Genomic DNA, 25186 nt, shown 5'->3' with positions numbered 1-25186 from the left:
AATCACTTACCCCTATCTTAAAAACAAAAAACCATTTGCCTTACGACAAATGGTTTTAAAATAGAATCTTATTATATTAAAAAATTACTTTCTTTGTTTCTACATGTTTATTGTCAAGAACTACTTTTATTAACAAAAGTTGATTGCCTGATTTTAAGTTTTCAATAACAAATTTAGAATTTTCTATCTTGTCTTTCTTGTAAATTAATTTACCTGACACATCATAAATAAATACCTTATCTATTGCTTGGCTAATAGCATTGACTGTAATTTCTTTATTTGCTACTGATACTAAAATTACATTTTCTACTGTTTCAAAGTCACCTGTTCCTAATGTTTTATTTGTATAACGTAATACAAATCGGTTATCAAAAGTACCTATTGCAGTTGTAAACTTATATCCATTTTGTGTCAAATTATATATTGTTCCTAATGTCTTATCCTCTAAATAAACTACCTGATTTGACAATGAACCATCTACCTTATCTATCTCAATAGTAAAATCACCTGCTGTAGTGGAACTATATCCTAACGGAACTACATCTGTATCTGTAAACGGCAAAGCACGTCCTTGAATACTATAGTTTATTTTATCATTAATACTATAAAAATCAATATAGCTGTTTGCATTAAAAGCTGCTCCATCAAAGTTATTATCCTCTCCATTTGTAGCTCCTTCAATGTATCCCACTAAAATTTGTTTAAAGGCTCCTTTATCATTTATTAAATTAAGCCATACACGATTTTTTTCAATAGTAGTAGTTTTAGAAGTCTTACTTGGTCTAAAAAACTGATTGTTTTCGCCAACCACTCTCATTCCGTTATTAAAAACAATTGTTCCTGCTCCTCTACTCTCAAGCATAAAAGACTGCCCAGCTGCAATTTTACCTGTTGGAAGCGTATTATTTCCTGGTGAACTTGCTGCTGTCTTTGTAACCGTACTTCCTGTAATGTTGTAAGATGCATAATCATCCGAAGAATATACATTATACCCTAAGCCATTATTTGCAATGGCTGTATTATGTGTCCAAAAATAAAGAGTTCCTTTTGTGATTGCATTATTGGTTACATCCAATATAAATTTATCTGCATCAATAGCAGAAGGATATGGGTTTCCTACTAAATAGAAATTTCCAGCTGTAATCGTCTCTCCTTGAATATCTCCATTATTAGGAACTCCCTTAAAAGCAACTGGTTGAGAATAAGGATAACTTACAGTTTCCCCTGGCCAAGTTCCTGCTTTAGGCACTCTAATAATATATCCTTTCCCTACAATCATTGGATTAGATGCCCCTTCAGCTTTCCATCCATTATTATAATAATAAAATTTAGTTGGATCTGAATTTGGTGATAAAAGATTCAGTTTTTGTCCTAAAACTGGTGATGACCAATAGGTATAATCCAAAGCCTTCATTGGGCTTGAAATACGCTTGTAAATAATATCGCCTGTATTAATTACATTTGCTGTCTGAACCAAACTTGCATTGTTTTCAAATGTTAGACTTGTTCCTGTATTTGTGCTAACATTAACAGAATTATCTATTGTTAATGTATGTCCTGAATTTATAGTTACTTTTTTACCCGAATCTACCTTGCATGAACAACCGCTTAAATTACCCGTCGATTGATAATCTTCTGCAAATTCAATACTATCTGTATTTATTGGAGTACTGCCTTTTGACCATCCTAAAGTTGTTCCTTTCCAAACATTTGTTATTGGAGCCTTAATTTCAATATTATTAAGTGACACAGGGCAATTATCCCCATATTCAATTACAAAATTATAAAATCCAACATCCAGATTTGAAATGGTATATGTTGTTGAATTAGGTGCATCACCTCCTATATAAGTTCTTGATACTGCTCCACTTTGTTGAATATACCAGTTGGGCATAGCTGCTTTTGTAACTGGTAAACCACTTAATGAAATACTCCCTGTTGATGTTACGCAAGTTGGCTGTACTATGGCATCTATATTGGGTTGTGTTAATACAGATTTTATTGTAACAGTTGTTATATCTGATGCTAAACTTTGGCAATTCGTAGCATTTGCAACTTGAACTGAATAATTTCCCGCTGTAGTTACATTTATACTTTGTGTAATTGCTCCTGTTGACCATAAGTAAGTTGTCCCAGTACTAGAAGACAATGTAACGCTTCCTCCTGTACAAAATGCTATAGGTCCACTAGCAGTAATTGTTGGAATTCCTGGTTTGGAATTAACTGTAGCAAAAATAGTTTGGGCACTTGTGTAACTAGTCCCTCCATATGTCGTTGTATAAGTAAGAGTAGCCTCGTAAGACCCCGACGCAGCGCTTGTAAAAGACACTACTGATTGTTTACTAGGATACTGTGTGAATACGGTAGCACCTGGAGACTTTATAGACCATATCCAATTTAACGAAGCGCCATCTGCCCCATCTTTTGCTGCAGTAAAGGTAAGTGTACTTCCTTCACAAATTGGCGCATTACTAGCTGGTTTAGATTGTACAGTTCCTCCTAAGTTATTAAGTTCATCAAAAGTATATTCAGCATTACCACCTCCAGCACAAACAGCAAATTTTACAGCACCAATGAATATAGCAACATTGTTTGAACATCCTCCTGAATCATCAATTTTTCCTGGAGCATTAATATCTAAAATTGTACCTGCAGAAAATCTAATAGTACTTTGGTTAGTAGCAAAACCCAATATACCATTAATGACAACATTAAAGGTATTTCCTGCAGAAGTTGTTACTGTACGATCTCCGCTTACTAACAATTTCCCATTTATCGTTAACGATTTTGCTGAAACATTTGTATTAATTGTTATGACTGACCCTGTAGCAATAATAACATCATCATTTACTGTAGGAACAACTCCACCAATCCATGAAGATGTAGACGCCCAATTTCCTGTTCCAGTACTTGTTATAGTAGCTCCATTTATAAAATTGAAACAAAATAACATTAAAAAAATAAAAAGTATTTTTATTTTCATTTGAAAGTGGTATTTAAATTCAACGATAGATTTTTGAAGTAAATTATTTTCTAAAAAACTGTTAACAGAAACATGTCTTTTTAAAGCTCTTTCTTAGGAGATATTCTATTCTGATTTTATCCCCAAAACACCATAAACAATTTACAATTTTACTCTAATTAAATCTAAATCAATCACTTATATTTTAACCAAAAAACCTCCTCTTCACAATATTCAGTTATTTCTCATAAATATGTTTTTTTTATGTAGTTCAACATTTAAATTATGTAACTCATCTGATAAATTAAATATTGATTTATCTGTTTTTCCAATAAAATAGAACTATTTAAAAAAAAATTATGTTAAAATTAAAAAATAGCTCAAAAAAGACGTCGTGAAAAGAAGATTTTGCAAAAAAAATATTTCAACAAAAAAGGTTTTTATAGAAATAAGAAGATTTTAAAATAAAAGAAAAAGATTACTAAAAAAACACTCGTAATACGTTTTCATGTTTCAATTTTACAGAGAATAATCAAAAAAAAATCTATCAATAGGTATAGTCAAATTTTAAAACTAAAGCTGAACTCTAGCCCCAAAAAAAGCATTCTTATAAAGCTTTACAATTCATATAAAAACAAAAAACCATTTGCCTTACGACAAATGGTTTTAAAATAGAATCTTATTATATTAGAAAATTACTTTCTTTGTTTCTGTGTGTTTATTCTCAAGATCAACTTTTATTAACAAAACTTGATTACTCGATCTTAAGTTTTCAATAACCAGTTTCGGATTTTTTACCTTGTCTTTCTTGTAAATTAATTTACCAGATATGTCATAAATAAACACCTTATCTATTGCTTGACTAATAGCATTGATTGTAATTTCTTCATTTGCTACAGATACCAAAATTTCATTTTCTACTTTTTCAAAGTCACCTGTACCTAGTGTTTTATTTGTATAACGCAATGCAAATCGATTATCAAAAGTACCGATAGCAGTTGTAAACTTATATCCGTTTTGTGTCAAATTATGTATTGCACCTAATGTCTTGTCCTCTAGATAAACTACCTGATTTAACAATGAACCGTCTGCCTTATTTATCTCAATTGTAAAATCACCTGCTATTGTTGAACTATATCCTAATGGAACTATATCTGTATCTGTAAACGGCAATGCTCGTCCTTGAATACTATAATTTTTCTCATCATTAATACTATAAAAATCGACAAAGCTATTTGCATTAAAAGCTGCCCCATCAAAGTTATTATCTTCTCCATTTGTAGCTCCTTCAATGTATCCTACTAAAATTTGTTTAAAAGCTCCTTTATCATTTATTAAATTAAGCCATACACGATTTTTCTCAATAGTAGATACTTTAGAAGCCTTCCTTGGTCTGAAAAACTGATTGTTTTCACCAACTACCCTCATTCCATTATTAAAAACAATTGTTCCAGCTCCTCTACTCTCAACCATGAAAGACTGTCCTGCTGCTATTTTTCCCGAAGGTTCTGTTTTATTTCCAGGACTATCTGCTGCCTTTGTTTCAGTACCTCCAGTACCATTGTAAGAAGCATAATCATCCGATGCATATACTTTTGCAGAACCTGTATTTCTAATAGCCGTATTATGCGTCCAAAAATAAAGAGTTCCTTTTGTGATTGCATTATTGGTTACATCCGATCTAAACTTATCTGCATTAATAGCAGAAGGATATGGATTTCCTACTAAATAATAATTCCCAGCAGTAATCGTCTCTCCTTGAATATTTCCGTTGTTAGGAACTCCCTTAAAAGCAACTGGCTGTGCATAAGGATAACTCACTATCTCTCCTGGCCAAGTTCCAGCTTTAGGAACTCTAATAATATATCCTTTCCCTACAATCATAGGATTAGATGCACCTTCCGCTTTCCAGTTATTAGTATTATAATAATAGATCCTAGCTGGATCTGAATTTGGTGACAAAACATTAAACTTCTGTCCTAAAACTGGTGATGACCAATAAGTATAATCCATAGCCTTCATTGGGCTTGAAATACGTTTATAAGTAATATCTCCAGTATTAACTACATTAACATTAGCAGTCTGAACCAAACTTGCATTGTTTTCGAATGTTAAACTAGTATTTATAGCTGTATTAACATTAACCGAATTAGTAATAGTTAAAGTTGCACCCGAATTTATTATAACACTGACCCCAGAATTTACAGTACAAGAACACCCTTCTAGATTTCCCAGAGTACCATTGGCTGAAATATAATTACCTGCAAAAACAACACTTTGATAAATGGTAGGAGGAGTATTATTATGAGACCATTTCGAACCATCCCAAGTATTAGTAATTGGTCCAGAAATTGTCGCTCCCACTGATGGTCTAGATGTACATCCTAAATCTGAACTATTTACTGAAAACGTATATGTATTAGGAGCAAGCCCCGAAATCGTTACACTTTCACCGCTTCCTGTTCTTGTTATTGTAACTGGATTCGTTATAATTTCCCAAGTTCCTGTAGCTGGAAGTCCGTTTAAAACAACACTTCCTGTAGAAACTGTACAGCTTGCTGGTGTAATTGTTCCTATTGTTGGTGTAGTTGGTAATGGTTTTACGGTTAGTAAAGCAGAAGCAGAAATTGATGTACATGCACCTGTTCTTACCAAACATTGTACATAATAATTATTGTATTCTATTGGTGTATCTGTTAAAACTAAAGTTGCTGAGTTATACCCTGACAAATTGGCAACTGTATTGTCTATGTTTGTCCAAGGACCACTTACTGCTGTAGCATATTGCCACTGATAAGCAGGGCTTGAAGCTGAAGTAGCAACCGTAAATGAACCAGAAGTACCTTCACAAATTGGAAGTGCCTGAGGTTGAGTAGTAATTATTGGTAAAGTATTTACTGATACTATAACAGCATTTGATATTACTGATGAAGAACATGCTGCTGTTACAACAACATCATAACTACCTGCATCCGTTCCAATCGGATCTGTCAAAGTAAGTGTAGCGGTTGTCGCTCCACTTATAACTCCTCCATTTGTAAGTACAACCCCCGCCTTTCTCCATTGATAAGCTAACCCTGTTCCTGTTGCAACTACAGTTATTTTTTGAGTACCACTACCCGTACAAGTCGCAGTTGGAACTAGTGGCTGTGTTGTAATAACCGCTGAAGACATATTAACCAAAACTGGTGATGAATATGCTAAATTACTTCCACAAGTTACTTTAGCACGGTAATGGGTCGCTTCTGTTTGTGAGGTTGTCAATGTTGAATTAGTTGATAGGATATCTCCACACTGAATAAAAATTTTATTTATACTATGCTTATCATTTATATCTCCTACACGAGCAGAGAATTTAAATTTCCAATTTGTTTTATCTGCTGCTACGTAACTTGGCACTGAAAGACCTGAAACAATTGTTACACCCGCTATTTTAAGAGATAAGGTACCATTAGCATCGACTGCTAAAGTTACATTTCTATACGAAGAATTTCTAAGATTAAAAGGATTAAGGGCATTTGCAAAAATCTGCACACCACCATAAAGAATTCGAATCATACTACCTGTATTTTGACCCGTAACATTATCATAAGTATCTAATTGCAAAACAAAACCAGTCCCTTCCCCTAATTCACCACCACCAGCAGTTCCTGAATTAATATCAGATCCATAACTCAAACTCATTCCATCAGCACCACCTACACCATCAAAAATTCTATAATCAAAACTTGCTGTAAATGGGGTAATATTTGAACCAGGAGTCGTATTGATAACATACCCACCTGAATATCTTGTAACACCAACAGAAGTTAAAATTAACTCACCACTAGTAATAGACGAACTATTTCCTATTATAGCTGCATTAGTTGGTATTGTACTAAAATTTGTATTTATAATTGTAACCGGAGCAGGCGTAGCACTTATCCATGGGTCTAAGCCGTTTGGAGATGTCTCCCATTGGTATGTTGCACCTCCTAAGGTTGGATTTCCAACAGATACAGTGAAAGGAACATTTGGACAAACAGGATTTACACTAGCAACCGTGTTTCCTGGTGCAGGAGTTCCTGAACAGGCAGCCTCTATATTTACGCTATAATCTTCAACCTGCCCGTTGCCTAAATTTCCACATGAACTACTGCTTGAAGAACTTCTGCTAACAACGCGCATTCTCGTAGTTCCCAACAATGCGGATGTAGGAACTGTAATTGATACAGTCGCAACCTTACTATCTATTCCGTCAGAATTTGAAAAGTTTCCTACAGATATTGATTCACCTGAATCTGTAAAAATACCATTCTGATTCCAATCAAAAAATACAGTATAATAGTTTGTATTATTACCATTAGTATTTCCTTTTATACTTATTGTATAAGCCATGCCTCTAGTAACATTTGTTTTATAGTTAATAAAACTTTCATAAGCAGGAGAACTTGTAAGTGCAGAACTAGCATTCGTAATAGTATTAAAAACTACATTTGTAATTGGTCTTACATTAGTAAAACTAGGTGTACAATATCCCTTGCCGACATTTACAATGCCTGTACCAGTAGCTATAAAATAGGTGTCATTTTTATTATTTGCTGAAGAGCCTGTACTACCCCAAGAACCCAAATCCTGAATAGCTCCTCCAAATGTTAATGTATTTGCTGTATGAGTAAAAGTCCCAAGATTTGCATTAACCCCTAAACCAATCTCTAAATTATTACCTATAGCTGAAGCGGCTGTAAAAGTTTTAGTGCCACTTCCAGACAAAGTAAGATTATAAAAATCCAATTTCCTGATAGATTGATTTGCACCATATAAATCTACTGTACCTGTATCAGAATTAAAACTTCCAGACACACCTATAATATTTCCTTGTACTCTAAGTGTACTTGTGTTTGCATCTATAGTTCCTGCCATTGACCAATTACCTGTAAAAGTATGCGTGAATCCTCCTAATGCTAATCTTGCTGAGCTATTTATAGTTAAATTACCTCCTGTCACATCTCCAGTGAATGTAGCTGTATTACCTGTTTTCCCTATAATAACTGCACCTGTTGTAGTAAAACTGGCTATGCTTTGTGTATATCCTCCATTGATTGTAATGTCTCTAGCATTAAAATCAATTTCCCCACCACCTAGATTAGATAAATTACCTTGAATCGTTAAATTACCACTAGGACTAGCTGTTGTACCTGTTCCTGAAAAAGTAAGATTTTGATATGTAATTGCTCCATTAATTATTGGTGATGCATTGTAATAATCAATAGTAAAATTTGCTGGAGGTGTTGTAGGAGTAAATGAATAATTTGTACCCCAATTTGCTGCACCTACTCTTAATGTTCCTGCAGTAAGTGTATTTGTAGTAGCAGTCAGTAGATATGTACTTGCATCAAAAATACCTGATGTATTTGTAAAAGTAGCTACAGTTAAGGCATTCCCCAAAATCGCAGAACCTCCTGTTTTATTTATTCGAAGAGTACCACTGTTAGCGGAACTTATTCTTCCTGTTAAGGTTTGACTTGCAGTTCCTGTAAAAAGTGCTATTGCACCAGTTCCAGCCGAAGTTCCCGTAAACGACCAATTTCCAGTTAACGAAATGGTTTGAGAACCACCTCCTGTTGTTATCCAACTTCCATTACCACTTACATTCCCATTAACCGTTAATATATTCCCATTTGCCATACTAAGAGTTCCCAAAATCGTTATTCCAGCACAGGTTCTACTTCCATTCGTATTTACGGTAGCTCCTGTCGAAATTACAACATCATCCCCTGCAACTGGAACAATTCCTCCTATCCAAGTAGTTGTAAGATTCCAGTTTCCTCCAGTTGCCGTACTTGTTCTAGTTGCGGCATTAGTAATCGAAACAACAAACAACAAAACCAAACACAACCATTTAGTCAAATTATTAGATTTATTTAAAGACACTCGGTCTTGTTTAGAAAATAAGAAATCAACATTTAATAGTAATTTTTTATTCATGAGTAGGATTTATAATTATAAATTGATTTTTGGTATGATTTTTTTTATTAATGCTAGTATTATTTTATATACTAACAATATTTTTTTAACAATTAATTACTTAATTGTTTTTTAATAACAATCAGTAAATCAGCACTTATTGGTTTTATATATTCAATTTTAGCATCATTCAAAAAATAAATTTTAACATTTCGTAAGTTTTTACGTTCAAATTATTTTTCAACAAGTCATTTTGCAAATCAAGAAGACCTCAAGCACACATTTAAATAACTAATTACCAGTTAATTAAAATTTAAAAAATGTTAATTTTAACAAATTCCCACCAAATAAAGCACAAAAAAAAACCTCTTACAAGATTTTTTTTTTTGGAAAACCCATTTTCGTTAAATTGCTTAAATACCCGACGAAATGCACAAAAAATCAGATTAAATACATATTTATGAAGTAAAAACTTATATTTAAAATACAGGAACAATTAAATTAAACCAACAATACTTAAAAAGTAAGAAAAACTAATTTGCAACGAGGTTTGATCTATTCTTATTAGAAACAAAAAACCATTTGCTGAAAAGCAAATGGTTTATAAAAGCGAACCAAAATGTATTTAGTAAATCACCTTCTTTGTTTCAATATGTTGATTATCTAAAATTACTTTTACCATTAAAACCTGGTTACTTGATCTTAAATTTTCAATAATCAATTTAGAGTTCTTAACTGCTTCTTTTTTGTACATCAACTTACCAGACATATCATAAATAAGCACCTTATTTATAATTTTATCATATGCAGTAATATCGATTTTTTCATTTGCAATAGCTACCATAATTAAATTTTTAGAACTATCAAATTCATCTACTTGTAAGGTTTTATTAGTATATCGCAATACAAATCTATTATCAAATGTTCCAATGTTTGTAGCAAAAGTATATCCTCCATTATTCAAATTGTGAATTATATTTGTTGCTTTATCTTCGAGATACACCTCTTGATTTATCAACGAACTATCTAAGTGATCTATTGCAATTGTATAATTACCAACAATTTCTGAACTATATCCTAGCGGCACTGTATCAGTAATATCTAAAGGCAAAGCACGCCCTTGAATTATTAATTTTTTATCAGGTATTATACTATATAAATCTGCCATTTGCACAACATCAAATTTGGCTCCATCGTACTTACTATCATACTCATTTGTAGCTCCACTAATATAACCAATAAGAATTTGTTTAAAAAAGCCAATACTATTTGTTAAGTTCAGCCATATGCGTTTTTTTTCTACAAAATCTACTTTACCTTCTTTTGTAAGTTTAAAGAATTGTGCATTATTACCTGCCACCCTCATATCATTGTTAAAAACAATGTTTCCGCTTGAAGCTATACTTATGGCAAAAAAAGATTGACCTGCTGCAACTTTACCTAATGGAACCGAATTATTAACTCCTGGATTTAATGCTGCTGATGTTGCTGTTCCCCCTGTAAAATTATAAACAGCATAATCATTTGCATTATAAACCTTTGCCGAAGCCCCATTATACGCAATAGGAGTATTATGTGTCCAAAAATATAATGTCCCTTCTAGAATAAGATTATTTGCTGTTAAAAAAATATCCGCATCAATCGCCGAAGGATATGGATTCCCTATAAAATAAGCTGCATCTTGTACTGTAATTGCTTGACCGGTTATATTACCATTATTTGGAGTTCCTATAAACGAAACAGGTTGTGGATAAGGATAATTAACTCTTTCGCCGTTTGGCCATGCACCAGCATTTGGAACTCTAATAAGATATCCTCTTCCTACAATCATACTGTTTGTCGCAGCCTCGGCTACCCAGGCATTATTATAAGAAAACAATCTCTTTGGGTCTGAATTTGGCGATAATATATTAAATTTTTGCCCAGACACTGGAGAAGACCAATATGTATAATCAAGCCAATTCATAGCTGTTGAAGTTCGGTTGTAAACAATATTACCTGTATTAGAAACATTAAGTGTTTGTACCAAACTTGCATTATTATTAAAAGTTAAACTAGTTCCTGAATTTGTGCTTACATTAACAGCTTTTATAATAGACAAAGTGGCACCTGATTCAAACGTAACTTTAATACCTGAATTTACCTGACATGAGCATCCACTTACATCCCCTGCAGTTCCTGCTAAAGAAGTATAATCCCCTGCAAAAACAATATTCTGATTTATGTTGGGTGTACTATTTGTCCATCCCGAACCCGTCCAATAATTGGTAACCAAACTTGAAACAATTGCAGCCGATGAAGCCGATGAAGTACAGCTCGTTGCCGAATTACTTACTATAAAAGTATAGGTATTAGGCATAAGATTAGTAATAACTGTACTCGATCCTGAACCTGATGTAGTCACTGTTACTGGATTTGTTATTATTATCCAATTACCTGAAGGCAACCCACTTAAAGCTACACTTCCAAACGGAATAGTGCAAGTTGGAGGTGTAATTAGTCCAATTACTGGAGGTGTTGGCGTTGAATTAATAGTTATAGATACTGCCTGTGTTACTGTACAATTCCCATCTGTAATTGTCATTATACCCGAATAAGACCCTGCTAATGCATTTGCAGATACTACTATTGTATTTATATTACCTCCTGTTGGCGAAAAAGCAAAAGAAGTATTGAGTTGATCTGCTAATGAATTTGCATTTGCTGTTGCATCCCAATCGATGCTATAGCCTGTAGGACTTCCCCCAGTAGCAGTATATGCCAATGTTGCATTTTGTGAACCTGTACTTGTACAAACACTCAATACTGTTCCTGTTGCAGTAATTGAAGGCAAAGGATTTACTGTAACGGTAAAACTTGAACCAGAACTTATACACCCATTTGCATTGGCTACTGTCAGTGTACCTGTATAAGTACCTGCTGCTGTACCCGCAGGAATAGCAATTGTAATAGGACTTGCTGGCAATGATGCATTTGTAACAGCTGCAAAACTATTTGTAGGCGAAGCATTCCAAACTATGCTATACGTAGTCGGTGTTCCCGTTGTGGCACTATAAGCTAATGTTGTGTTTTGAGCACCTGCATTTAAACAGACACTTGCTGCAGTTCCTGATAGCGTTATCGTTGGCAAAGGATTTACTGTAACGGTGAAACTTGACCCGGAACTTATACACCCATTTGCATTGGTTACTGTCAATGTACCTGTATAAGTACCTGCTGCTGTACCCGCAGGAACTGAAATTGTAATAGGACTTGCTGGCAATGATGCGCTTGTAACAGCTGCAAAACTATTTGTAGGCGAAGCACTCCAAACTATGCTATACGTAGTCGGTGTTCCTGTTGTAGCACTATAAGCTAATGTTGTGTTTTGAGCACCTGCATTTAAACAAACACTTGCTGCAGTTCCTGATAGCGTTATCGTTGGCAAAGGATTTACTGTAACGGTGAAACTTGACCCGGAACTTATACACCCATTTGCATTGGTTACTGTCAGTGTACCTGTATAAGTACCTGCTGCTGTACCCGCAGGAACTGCAATTGTAATAGGACTTGCTGGCAATGATGCGTTTGTAACAACTGCAAAAGTATTTGTAGGCGAAGCATTCCAAACTATACTATACGTAGTTGGTGTTCCTGTTGTAGCAGTATATGCCAATATTGCATTTTGTGAACCTGTACTTGTACAAACACTCAATACTGTTCCTGTTGTAGTAATTGAAGGCAAAGGATTTACTGTAACGGTAAAACTTGAACCTGAACTTATACATCCATTTGCATTGGCTACTGTCAGTGTACCTGTATAAGCACCTGCTGCTGTACCCGCAGGAATAGCAATTGTAATAGGACTTGCTGGCAATGATGCATTTGTAACAGCTGCAAAACTATTTGTAGGCGAAGCATTCCAAACTATGCTATACGTAGTCGGTGTTCCTGTTGTGGCACTATAAGCTAAGGTTGTGTTTTGAGCACCTGCATTTAAACAGACACTTGCTGCAGTTCCTGATAGCGTTATCGTTGGCAAAGGATTTACTGTAACGGTGAAACTTGAACCTGAACTTATGCATCCATTTGCATTGGTTACTGTCAATGTACCTGTATAAGTACCTGCTGCTATACCCGCAGGAACTGCAATTGTAATAGGACTTGCTGGCAATGATGCGTTTGTAACCGCTGCAAAAGTATTTGTAGGTGAAGCATTCCAAACTATACTATACGTAGTCGGTGTTCCTGTTGTAGCACTATAAGCTAATGTTGTGTTTTGAGCACTTGCATTTAAACAGATGCTTGCTGCAGTTGCTGATAATGTTATCGTTGGCAAAGGATTTACTGTAACTGTAAAAACTGATCCTGTACTAATACATCCATTTGCATTGGCTACTGTCAATGTACCTGTATAAGTACCTACTGCTGTACCCGCAGGAACTGCAACTGTAATAGGACTTGCTGGCAATGATGCGTTTGTAACAACTGCAAAACTATTTGTAGGCGAAGCATTCCAAACTATGCTATATGTAGTTGGTGTTCCTGTTGTGGCACTATAAGCTAAAGTTGTGTTTTGAGCACCTGCATTTAAACAAACACTTGCTGCAGTTGCTGATAGCGTTATCGTTGGCAAAGGATTTACTGTAACGGTAAAACTTGAACCAGAACTTATGCATCCATTTGCATTGGTTACTGTCAGTGTACCTGTATAAGTACCTGCTACTGTACCCGCAGGAACTGCAATTGTAATAGGACTTGCTGGCAATGATGCATTTGTTACAGCTGCAAAAGTATTTGTAGGCGAAGCATTCCAAACTATGCTATACGTAGTTGGTGTTCCAGTTGTAGCACTATAAGCTAATGTTGTGTTTTGGGCACCTGCATTTAAACAAACACTTGCTGCAGTTCCTGATAGCGTTATCGTTGGCAAAGAATTTACTGTAACTGTAAAAACTGATCCTGTACTAATACATCCATTTGCATTTTTAACGGTTAATGTACCTGTATAAGTACCTGCTGCTGTACCCGCAGGAACTGCAATTGTAATAGGACTTGCTGGTAATGATGCGTTTGTAACAGCTGCAAAACTATTTGTAGGTGAAGCATTCCAAACTATGCTATATGTAGTTGGTGTTCCAGTTGTAGCACTATAAGTTAATGTTGTGTTTTGAGCACCTGCATTTAAACAGACGCTTGCTGCAGTTGTAGATAGTGTTATCGTTGGCAAAGGATTTACAGTTACCGTAGTTACAGCAGAAGTAGCCGTAGAACAAACTCCACTCTGAACAATCGCTCTAAACTCAGTTGTTGCTGTTAATGCACCCGAAGTATAAGTTGTAGCAGTATTAACTATATCTGTCCATGAAGAAAATGGACTTATGGCGTACTGCCATTTAACTACCGATCCTGTATGTCCTGACAAGGTAAGTAAGGCACTTGGATTTCCTGAACAAATAGTAGTACCTCCATTTACTGTCCCTCCAACTGATGGAGGCGAAACTGTTACAGTGACTGTATTATTAGCACTTATAGTAGAGGAACAAGTTCCTGAAGCAATCATTGTAATTGTTATAGTACTAGGCCCCGCTGTTACTAATCCAGCAGCTGTAAAAGTACCGGTCCCCGCAGTGCTAACTGTCATATTTGCTGTTAATCCAGTAGCACTTGGACTACTAGTATTATATGTTACTACATAATTACCTACAGGTAGCTGTGTAGTAACACTTGAACTCAGTGTTACCAAAGATGTACCAATAGAAGTACAAACATCTGGCGCAGCTGTACTAGTAATATTATAAGTCGGACATGTATATGTTATTTTTATCTGTCCATTCCCTCCATTCCCTCCTTTATTAGTTCCAATACCTAATAAAACTAAACCACCACCTCCACCTCCACCTGGTACACCACCATTAGATCCAGCACCCGCTAAAGTTGCTCCAGCTCCTCCAGCAGCTCCACCTGCAACAGCAGCTCCACCTGCTGATCCAGATGGGCTATTACCATTTGAGGCAGTTCCTGCACTACCTCCTCCTCCTCCAGAATATATCAATCCAAGCACCAAACTCCCATTAGCCCCTTTTCCTCCAGAGAAACTTGTACCTACACCACCTACGCCACCCGCTCCACCTGCTCCTCCTCCTGCTCCACCATTAGCAGATACAGATGAAAAACTAGATGCAGTTCCATTGGGTCCAGCATTATTACCCCCAGTACCTCCAGCACCAACCACATAACTAATTGAACTGTTAGGCACCACAGAAATAGAAGCCACACTATAGCCTCCTCCTCCTCCTCCTCCAGCCGAATTACTGGTATTAGTACCTGCACCAGCTCCACCAGCTCCCCAGCATTCTGCCGTTAGTAAGGTCAAACCAGCTGGAACAGTAAAACTTCCACTTGTTGTAAAAGTGTTAGTAGTTTGGGACCACGAATAAATACAAGTAAAAATGAAAAACAAAGATAATTTTAGTCTCATAATAGTAGGTTTTAATGATAAAAAATCAACTAAATCTTTGTGATGTTTATGAGCAATATTGAAAAGACGACTGAACTAATTGAAGATTAATTAGCATTATGTCCTTTTCTCTAAAGGAGAATCAAAATTCCATAACATCCTAGGGCAAAGACAATTATAAAATACATTCTTAAATTTAATGAAAAAAAATCAAACCCAATTGTAATATTATTCATATTATTATGCATTACATCGGCTATAATTACATTCTTATTAACTTTTTAACAACCTAACTGCCAATACCTTACAATTCCGCTTATTCATACGTTTTTTAAGAAAATTATTCCAAAATAGGATTTCAAAGCAAAACAAGCTTTTGAAAAAAAATTAAAGCTTTACATTTGTTTTTTATTCAATACTAAACCATAATAGATTATATGAAATCAGATTGTACTCCCAAAGAAGCTTTACAAAAATTAGAGCATTTTTGTGCTTATCAAGAGCGCTGTCATGACGAGGTTGTATCAAAACTATACAGTCTAAAAATGACTTCTGACGAAATAGATTCTATTGTTGTACAACTAATTACGGACAATTTCCTTAATGAAACCCGTTTTGCTTGTAGTTTTGCCCAAGGAAAACATCGCATAAAACAATGGGGGAAAATAAGAATTGTAAATGAACTCAAAGTACGCCATATTACTTCTACCAATATTAATCTTGCCTTGGCAGGAATTAGCAATGAAGAGTATCTAGAAACATTTGAAAAACTATCCCAAAAATGTTGGGATAATATAAACGAAAATAATCTGCTTAAAAAACGCAAGAAATTTTGCGATTATATACTCCGTCGAGGCTATGAGAGTAACCTAGTTTACGAAAAAGTAAAAGAATTAGAAGCAGCCGAAACAAAATAATTTCATACATCAAAAAAACCAGTCAAGAAAACCTGACTGGTAGATATAATTTTATTGTAAACTTGTCAATCGATTTTATAACGATTCTACTTTTTTTTCTATTAAAATGCTCACAGCATTCCCTCCAAAACCTACTGCATTAATCAAAACCTTTTTTATCGGCTTGGTTTGCTGTTGCTCTTCTGCAAAAGGAACTCCAATAAACATATTATGTTGCATCATTAAAATTGCCATTTCTACACTCAGTATTCCTGAAGCTCCAAAAGTATGACCAATCTTCCATTTATTGGTAGTAAGCAAAGGAAGCTTAGAATCAAATATTTTCTGGATTGCTCTATATTCTGTTAAATCTCCTTTTATAGTTCCTGGCGCATGCATTACAATTACATCTACATCTTCTGGATTCATTCCTTTTAAAGCCATTTTCATAGACTTTTGAAAACAAGTTGCTTCGGCCGAAATAGATATATTATGCTCCAAAACTTCTGTAGCATATCCCACTCCTGTGATATAAGCAATTGCATTTTCTTTTTCTCCAGCTTCAAGACAACAAACAGCAGCTCCCTCTCCCAAAACCATTGTGTTTTGAGTTTTATTCAAATCAAATGCTAGATTTGGCCATTTATCATTATTTAAATCTACTCGAGAATAAATTTTTAAAGCTCGCATTTGTGCAATCGTAAAATCTGTCAACGGAGCTTCGCTACCACCTACCAAAAACTTATCGACCATTCCTGCCTTTAACCATGCTACACCATTTAACAAAGCATGCAACGCTGTTGAGCAAGTAATAGAATGTGATATTTCTGGTCCAGAACTCTGTAGGTCATGCGCTATCCAAGAAGATATATTTCCTAATGTAGTTGTTGGAGAAGCCAATGTTTGTGCCTTTCCTGTTTCTAAATATTCCTGAAAATGTTTTTCAAATAAATCGGTTGCTCCACGAGAAGAACCTATATTAATTCCAAAAATAGCTTCAGAGTCCCATCCTGAATTTTTTATTGCTTGTCGTGATGCTGCTAATGCAAACAAAACACTATTGTCAAGAAATTTATATTTAATATCCGAATTACGAACCTGATCTACAATTTGTTTAGAATCAGCATCAAGTGCAGCAACTGGAGTTTCTTGTTTATCCAATTCTAACAAAGTAAAACAATGTTTATTACTTAAATAATTTTCCCAAACGTCTTTTGGATTATTTCCTAAAGGCGAAATAGAAGAAAAAGCAGTAATTGCGATTTTGTTTATGTTCAAAATAATTAATTTAACTGTAAAATAAATGAAGTGAGTGAAGCAATGCGATCGAAGATTGCAAAATCTAAGTGTCTATACTTACACCATCTCTATGGCATCTTCTATAATCGAATATACCTTTTCAAGCTGTTCATCACTAATAATATAAGGCGGTAATATGTAAACTATATTTCCGACTGGCCTTAGAATAACTCCTTTATCGATAAAGAAATTATACAGTTTCGTTCTCATCGAGCCGTAATAACTCTCTTCTGAGTCAGATTTTATTTCTAATGCAAAAATAACACCTAAAACTCTGGTTGTAACTACTCTTGAATGATTTTTTATTTTATTCTGGAAATTCAAATGGCTTTTATTTACACGAGCAATATTGTCTTGCATTTCTTGATTTTGCAACAAATCAATACTTGCCAAAGCTGCTGCACATCCTGTAGGATTTGCTGTAAAAGTATGTCCGTGAAACAATGCTTTATTAATATCATCATCATAAAAAGCATCAAAAACTTCTTGAGTAAAAGTAGTAATTGCCATTGGGATTGTCCCTCCAGTTAACGCTTTTGAGAGACACATCATATCTGGTTTTTCATTTAGATAATCCATCGCAAATGTTTTACCTGTTTTACCAAAACCTGTCATAACTTCATCTGCAATAGTAAGAATATTATTTTCTTTACAAATCTGAATTAAAGTTGCTAATGCTTCTGGTTCATACATAACCATTCCTGCAGCACCCTGCACCAAAGGTTCAAAAATAAACCCTGCACAATTCTTTTCTTTTATTACCTCTCTTAATGCATCAAAACTCACTTGTTCTTGTCCTTTTACGGGAACTGGAATTCGAACTACATCTATAAACATTCCTTGAAAAGCTTGTGTATAAAATGAAATTCCGCTTGCAGCCATCGCAGCAAATGTATCTCCATGAAAAGCATTTTCAAATGCAATAATCGTAGTACGTTTTTCTCCTTTGTTAAAGAAATATTGCATAGCTACTTTTATCGCTACTTCTACTGCAGTTGAACCATTATCCGAAAAGAAGATTTTTTGTTGGTTTTTAGGTAAAATTTTGATTAATCTTTCAGCAAGAACAATCGCTGGTTCATGTGTAAATCCACCAAACAAAACGTGTTCCAGAGTAGTTAACTGTTTGTAAATCGCATCAGCAATAAACCGATTACTATGTCCAAATGGGTTAACCCACCATGAGGCAATCGCATCTATATATTCTTTATTGTTTTCGTCCCAAAGTAATGCCCCTTCTCCTCGAGAAATAGCAATTGGAACTGCGGCTGTTTTATGTTGTGTATAAGGATGCCAAAGATATTGGCTGTCTTTTTCTGATAATGTCATCTTGTGAAATGTGTTTTTTTTTGCAAAATGAAAAATGTTATAATGTAAAATACATTCTATGTAAGACGCATTTTACTTTTCACAAAAATCACCTTACCTATTATAATTTTAATAAATCTTCTCTAAATAAATCGGCATATTCCCGAATTACATTTTGGTCAAAATAGGGCTCTTCGTCAATTCTTCCAATACACTTTACTCCGGTACTATTTAAGATGATTGCTTCAGAAGATTTGTTTTCGCTTCCGCTAAAAATAATCCCTGCAATATTTAATTTTCGATTCTTCAATGCTTCAATTGTTAGCACTGTATGGTTGATACTTCCTAAATAGTGCCTAGAAACCACTATAACTTTATAATCTGGTTGAATTAAATCAATAACAAATTCTTTATTATTTAATGGTACATAAACTCCTCCTGCACCCTCAATAACCAGATGATTATCCGTTTCTGGTTCTATTATTTTATTTAGATCTATTGTAACATCATCAATTTCTGCTGCCAAATGCGGGCTTGCTGGCGTATTTAAAGCATATGCGTTTTTATGAAATTGAGATTTGTTATTTGAAATTTTCGACTGAACTTTTCCTGTATCTGAGTTGTCCAAATCTCCTGCCTGAATTGGTTTCCAATAATCAGCCTCTAATGCTTCTACAACTATAGCTGAAGCAATTGTTTTACCAACATCGGTAGAAATACCTGTAATAAATAGTTTCATTCCATTGTTTTTATTGAGCACAAAAATACCAATAAAAACACAAAGCCCATCATAAGATGGGCTTTGTGTTTTTATTCTTCTTTAAGTTCTTCCAAAATCTTTTTAATCTGCCTTGCATATTTTCCATAAAAGAAATACACCCAAACTTCTGTAAACAAACCCATTATTAAAATTGTAAACATAAGTAATCCTACAATAAAGATTAATTTGCTCTGCTCTATTTCACCATTAAAAACTTGAATCATCTCTGGTGTTTTAAATACGATATAACCTACCATAAACAATATCATAAATGGAATTAAAGAAAAAGTAAACGTTTTATAAAGCTGCATATTAAGCCTAATATCATAATAGGTTTCATATAAACTATCTTTAGTACTCAAGAACACACCATCTAATCTTTTATAGAATAAAAACAATTTGGCTAAATAATAAATAGTTATTGCAATCATTATTCCATACAATAAATAATAAGGCAGTTGCATTTTTATTGGAAAACCACTAGTAGCAGGCACAAAACCCATAAGTAGTATAGCCAAAAGCTGTGCAAAAAAATCCAATCGCAAATTTTTTCTAATTTTGTCTAGTGGCATGTGCGCCGAACCTAATTTTTCTAGAGTGTCTGGAAGAATAATATTTTTAGGTTTATCTTCATTCCAAGCATTTTGTATATCGTTAAAATCCATATCCTTGATTTTTAATTATTTCTTTTAATTTTTCTTTTGCTCTATTTAGTTTCACTCTGGCATTTCCTTCAGAAATTCCTAAATTCTCTCCTATTTCTTTATGTGAGAATCCTTCAAGTTGATAAAAAATAATAGCTTTATCAATTTTTTCTAATTTTTGAACAGCCTTGTAAAAATGTTCTATCTGACTTTCTTTTATATGTGAATCTGTCTCTTCCTCTTTAATATTATCTGAAGCAATTTCATATTTATCGACCTTCTTTTTATCTTTCTTTAAGAAAACAATCGCAGTGTTTACAGCCACGCGATACATCCAGGTAGAAAATTGACTTTCATTTCTGAAGCTATCATATGCTTTCCAAAGTTGACAAATAATCTCTTGAAATAAGTCCTGTTGATCATCATAATTGTCCATGTACATTTTAGAAACTTTGTACAGGATTCCTTTGTGATTCTCTATTCGAGTTAAAAACTGTTGCTCTTTTTCTTTCAAAATACAATTACTTCATTACTGGTTTTACTTTATATCCTGCCTTTCTCAATAAATTAATTACACCTTGCTCTCCTGCCAAATGTCCTGAACCTACTGCAACAAACAAGCGCTCTTTTTTCATCAGTTCAGACATGTTTTTTACCCAATTTATATTTCTTTGATCAAGAATGACATTCTTCGCTTTTTCACTCATCATTTCATCACTTGTAATAGCTTTATAAAGGCTTTCTATATCTTCAGCAACATAATCATCCATCATTTTGTTTGTTAACTCCTTATTCAATTCCTTTAACATACTGATCATTTCTGAATCTGAATAAGAACTACTTAATATCTCTAATTGTCCTTTTAGGGTTTCGAATCCGCCAATAGTTTTATTTTGTTTTTTAGCTAAATCTATAAAATCCTTTTCATATGATTTCAAATTTTCACAGTCAAATGTCTTTATAGTAATTAAACTCATAACTGTAGCTAAACTAAAATTATCGACCTGTTTAATTTTTAACCCTGCCAATTTTTGTAAAATTGAATCCAACTCTGACAACTCCTCCGAAGACAATTTTTTACTTAACGGCTCTGAACCCATTGCTAATTTTTGTGCATCTTCCATTTCTTTTGGATCAGAAAAATTAACTTCAATGATTAATTTATCTGATTTTTGAAATGCTTTTTTTACCTTTTCTGAAATAGAATATTTATCAGGACACATTAAATGAATTGTTCCATACAAATAAGACGACTTGCTTAATCCATTTCCTGAGATTTCCCATAAAAGCGAATTCTCTAATTTTGGAGTTTTATCCTGTGCTTGTATTGTTCCGCAAAAAAGCATTACAATTACTACTACTATTGATTTAAATAAATTTTTCATTTTGTTGATTGATTAAAGTTATTGATTGATTTAATGATTAAAACTCCTTTTATTGCATCTTGTATTCTTCTTTTTTGGAAGATGCAAAAGTCAAAACGAGCAAACAAATTACAACCACTGGAAAATCTAGTTCCGCTTTTCCATAAACAAAATGACTTACTAAAGAATAGGTTACCTGTATAGAGGCTAAAAAGAGCATTAGGTTACAAATGCCTTTTTTTACTAAAGTTAAATTGGTTTTCATAATTGTAGTTTTTTGATTACGACTCGTAAGTAATCCAATTGCCAAAACGTTACAAAAAGTTTAAACCTTTTTTTACAAAAGTGAGGAAATACAAGTAAACACAGATGAAATTTCTTCATAAGTATTATAACTATGAATACAAAAACGCAATCTCTCCTGTCCTTCTGGAACTGTTGGTGACAAGATTGCTTTTACATCAAATCCATTTTCTTGCATTTTTTGAGCAACAGCCTTTACATTTTCATTACCAGGAATAATTGCTGATTGGATTGCCGATTTACTTCGAACAAACATAGGCTGCAATCCTAGAAGTTTTTTTTGTTGATTGAAGTAAACAATATTTTGACGTAGCTTTTCGATGGTTTCTTTTTCTATTTCCAACTGCTGATAAGCAATGAAGATAGTCGCAACAGAATGTGGAGACAATCCCGTTGTATAAATAAAACTTCTTGCAAAATTAACGAGGTATTCTTTCAGTTCTTGAGAACCAAGAACTGCTGCACCATGGCATCCTAAACCTTTACCAAAAGTCATAATTCTAGCAAAAACTCTAGTATGTAATCCTAGAAACTGCAATAATCCTTCGCCTTTTTCTCCAAAAACCCCCAATGCATGGGCTTCATCAACTACAAGGTAACAATTGTATTTTTCGGACAACAGTACTAATTCTTCTAGATTTGGACAATCTCCATCCATAGAAAAAACACTTTCGGTAACAATATAAAGTATTGAATTTTGATGTTTTACTATAAGTCGTTCTAAATCTTCAAAATCATTATGATTAAATTTATACGTTTTAGCATTCGACATTAAAATCCCATCACGAATAGAAGCATGACTTAGCTCATCATACAAAATAACATCATTGCGCTGTGGTACAGCGCTAAAAAAACCAACATTGGCATCGTAACCCGAATTAAAAATTAAAGCTGATTCTGACTGATGAAACTGTGCTATAAAAGTTTCTGCTATTTTATACAAAGAATGATTCCCAGAAATTAATCTTGAACCCGTTGCTCCATTTTGTATATTTTTAGTATCAAGTAAGTACTGATGCGTTTTATTAAAAATTACTGTAGATTTTGAAAACCCAATATAATCATTGGAAGTAAAATCAATTGACACATTAGCATCTGGCAATTGTCTAAGTGCATTATTTTGCTTTCTTACAACTAATTTTTGAACAAGGTTTTCTGGTAATTTCATAAATACAAAGTTATAAAATTAAGCATTATGATTTTTAGCCCTGATGGAAACGACATCCTTTTTTTGTTCGCCACTGCAAACAAAAAAAGATATAGTGAACAGCAGGAAATAGCTCCTAAAAAATTATTTTGTGGTTTCTTTCAATAAAAAAAGCCAGACAAATGTCTGGCTTTTTCAACTTTATTCTGAATTGTCTTAGTCTGCTAAAACAATTATTTTATTGTCTTTCATCTCGATAGTACCTGACACAATATCTAAAGTATAAGTTTGGTCATTTACTTTCGTGAATTTACCCGCTACTTCTTTAGGAAAACTGAAGCTTGGTGCTACAATTTTAATAGTTCCTTTTTCTAAAATAGAAACAATAGGAGCGTGATGATTCAATATTTGAAAGCTTCCATCAACTCCTGGTAATGTAACCGAAGTCACATTTCCTGAAAATAATTTTGCTTCTGGTGATACTATTTCTAAAGTCATTTTCTTTTAGTTTACAGTTTCAGTTAATAGTCTTACGACCCAATACTGAAAACTAGATTAAGCTTCTGCTAACATTTTCTCTCCAGCCTCAATTGCATCTTGAATAGAACCTTTAAGGTTGAAAGCTGCTTCTGGAAGATGATCTAACTCACCGTCGATAATCATGTTAAATCCTTTGATAGTATCTTTAATATCAACCAATACTCCAGGAATACCTGTAAATTGCTCCGCTACGTGGAATGGTTGAGACAAGAAACGTTGTACACGACGTGCTCTTGATACAGATAATTTATCTTCTTCTGATAATTCTTCCATACCTAGAATCGCGATGATATCTTGTAATTGTTTGTATTTTTGAAGAATTTCTTTTACTCTTTGTGCACAGTCATAGTGCTCATCACCTAAAATTTGAGGAGTCAAGATTCTAGAAGTAGAATCCAATGGATCTACTGCTGGATAAATACCTAGCTCTGCAATTTTACGAGACAATACTGTTGTTGCATCTAAGTGAGCAAAAGTTGTTGCTGGCGCCGGGTCAGTTAAATCATCCGCAGGTACGTAAACCGCTTGTACAGATGTAATAGAACCTTTGTTTGTAGATGTAATACGTTCCTGCATCGCACCCATTTCTGTTGCTAATGTTGGTTGGTATCCTACCGCAGATGGCATACGACCTAAAAGAGCCGAAACCTCTGAACCTGCTTGTGTAAAACGGAAGATGTTATCAACGAAAAACAATACGTCTTTACCTTGATCTGTTCCTGCTCCATCACGGAAATACTCAGCGATAGATAATCCTGAAAGTGCTACACGTGCACGAGCTCCAGGAGGCTCATTCATTTGTCCGAAAACGAAAGTAGCTTTTGACTCTCTCATTCCTGGCATATCTACTTTAGATAAATCCCATCCTCCATTTTCCATAGAGTGCATGAAATCATCACCATATTTTATAATTCCTGACTCTAACATCTCACGAAGTAAGTCATTTCCTTCACGTGTTCTTTCTCCTACTCCTGCGAATACTGAAAGTCCACCGTGACCTTTTGCGATATTGTTGATCAACTCTTGAATCAATACTGTTTTTCCAACACCAGCACCACCGAACAATCCAATTTTACCCCCTTTTGAATAAGGCTCAATCAAATCGATTACTTTAATACCTGTGAACAATACTTCAGATGAAGTTGATAAATCTTCGAATCTTGGAGCCTGTCTGTGAATAGACAATCCATTTTCTCCTGTTTTTGGCAAGTCCCCTAAACCATCAATTGCATCTCCAATTACATTAAATAATCGACCATATACGTCTGGACCGATTGGCATTTGGATTGGGTTTCCAGTTCCAACTACTTCATATCCACGGCTCAAACCATCTGTTGAGTCCATTGATATTGTACGAACTGTATTCTCTCCGATATGAGATTGTACTTCAAGAACTAACAATGTTCCGTCTTTTTTAGTGATTTCTAATGAATCATAAATTTTTGGAAGTTCAACATCTTTACCGTTGAAAACGACATCAACTACTGGTCCAATGATTTGGGCAACTTTTCCTATTACTTTTGACATTACTGTATGTGTTTATTAAATAGCTATTTAGGTTTAACGAAAATACCTCTT

At 34.2% G+C, this 25186-nt stretch carries 14 protein-coding genes; 1 reads left to right on the top strand and 13 read right to left on the bottom strand.

Annotated elements, in window-relative coordinates; genetic code table 11:
• Positions 1-76 precede the first annotated feature (76 nt).
• The 3 genes from LNQ49_RS13505 to LNQ49_RS13495 form a co-directional block, all read right to left on the bottom strand.
• Positions 77-2983: a T9SS sorting signal type C domain-containing protein gene (locus LNQ49_RS13505; protein ID WP_229989471.1), complete on the bottom strand. Its 2907-nt coding sequence runs from the start codon at positions 2981-2983 to the stop codon at positions 77-79.
• A gap of 666 nt (positions 2984-3649) precedes the next feature.
• Positions 3650-8929 carry a GEVED domain-containing protein gene (locus LNQ49_RS13500; protein ID WP_229989464.1) on the bottom strand — a complete coding sequence of 1760 codons (5280 nt, stop codon included), beginning with the start codon at positions 8927-8929 and terminating at the stop codon, positions 3650-3652.
• 604 nt (positions 8930-9533) lie between these two features.
• Positions 9534-15368: a glycine-rich domain-containing protein gene (locus tag LNQ49_RS13495; RefSeq protein WP_229991367.1), complete on the bottom strand. Its 5835-nt coding sequence runs from the start codon at positions 15366-15368 to the stop codon at positions 9534-9536.
• Positions 15369-15784: 416 nt separating this feature from the next.
• On the opposite strand from LNQ49_RS13495, the gene LNQ49_RS13490 reads away from it, so the two are divergent.
• Positions 15785-16264, top strand: a complete 480-nt coding sequence (locus LNQ49_RS13490; RefSeq protein WP_229989463.1) for a regulatory protein RecX — start codon at positions 15785-15787, stop codon at positions 16262-16264.
• Between the two features lie 75 nt (positions 16265-16339).
• On the opposite strand, the gene LNQ49_RS13485 is transcribed toward LNQ49_RS13490, so the two are convergent.
• From LNQ49_RS13485 to atpD, 10 genes are all read right to left on the bottom strand, one after another.
• Positions 16340-17521 (bottom strand): beta-ketoacyl synthase N-terminal-like domain-containing protein, encoded by a 1182-nt coding sequence (locus LNQ49_RS13485; RefSeq protein WP_229989462.1) that lies wholly within the window; start codon positions 17519-17521, stop codon positions 16340-16342.
• Positions 17522-17599: 78 nt separating this feature from the next.
• The gene (bioA, locus tag LNQ49_RS13480; protein WP_229989461.1) at positions 17600-18871 is read right to left on the bottom strand and encodes an adenosylmethionine--8-amino-7-oxononanoate transaminase; all 1272 of its coding nucleotides are present in this window, start codon (positions 18869-18871) and stop codon (positions 17600-17602) included.
• 100 nt (positions 18872-18971) lie between these two features.
• Positions 18972-19589: a dethiobiotin synthase gene (bioD, locus tag LNQ49_RS13475; RefSeq protein WP_229989460.1), complete on the bottom strand. Its 618-nt coding sequence runs from the start codon at positions 19587-19589 to the stop codon at positions 18972-18974.
• Positions 19590-19660: 71 nt separating this feature from the next.
• Entirely contained in the window at positions 19661-20275 is a 615-nt protein-coding gene (locus LNQ49_RS13470) for a hypothetical protein (RefSeq protein WP_229989459.1), read from the bottom strand.
• The gene (locus tag LNQ49_RS13465; RefSeq protein ID WP_229989458.1) at positions 20265-20768 is read right to left on the bottom strand and encodes an RNA polymerase sigma factor; all 504 of its coding nucleotides are present in this window, start codon (positions 20766-20768) and stop codon (positions 20265-20267) included. The genes LNQ49_RS13470 and LNQ49_RS13465 overlap by 11 nt, the downstream gene beginning before the upstream one ends.
• A 7-nt stretch (positions 20769-20775) precedes the next feature.
• A complete protein-coding gene (locus LNQ49_RS13460) occupies positions 20776-21639 on the bottom strand; it encodes a TraB/GumN family protein (protein ID WP_229989457.1) in 864 nt (287 codons plus the stop codon).
• A 49-nt stretch (positions 21640-21688) separates the two neighbouring features.
• Positions 21689-21883 (bottom strand): hypothetical protein, encoded by a 195-nt coding sequence (locus tag LNQ49_RS13455; protein ID WP_229989455.1) that lies wholly within the window; start codon positions 21881-21883, stop codon positions 21689-21691.
• 72 nt (positions 21884-21955) lie between these two features.
• The gene (locus LNQ49_RS13450) at positions 21956-23089 is read right to left on the bottom strand and encodes an aminotransferase class I/II-fold pyridoxal phosphate-dependent enzyme (RefSeq protein ID WP_229989454.1); all 1134 of its coding nucleotides are present in this window, start codon (positions 23087-23089) and stop codon (positions 21956-21958) included.
• Between the two features lie 195 nt (positions 23090-23284).
• Entirely contained in the window at positions 23285-23566 is a 282-nt protein-coding gene (locus LNQ49_RS13445) for a F0F1 ATP synthase subunit delta/epsilon (protein ID WP_229989453.1), read from the bottom strand.
• Positions 23567-23623: 57 nt separating this feature from the next.
• Positions 23624-25135: a F0F1 ATP synthase subunit beta gene (atpD, locus tag LNQ49_RS13440; protein ID WP_129540487.1), complete on the bottom strand. Its 1512-nt coding sequence runs from the start codon at positions 25133-25135 to the stop codon at positions 23624-23626.
• Positions 25136-25186: the final 51 nt, after the last annotated feature.

The sequence above is a fragment of the Flavobacterium pisciphilum genome, assembly GCF_020905345.1.
Lineage (GTDB): Bacteria > Bacteroidota > Bacteroidia > Flavobacteriales > Flavobacteriaceae > Flavobacterium > Flavobacterium pisciphilum.
This window is presented reverse-complemented; position numbering and strand designations above follow the sequence as displayed.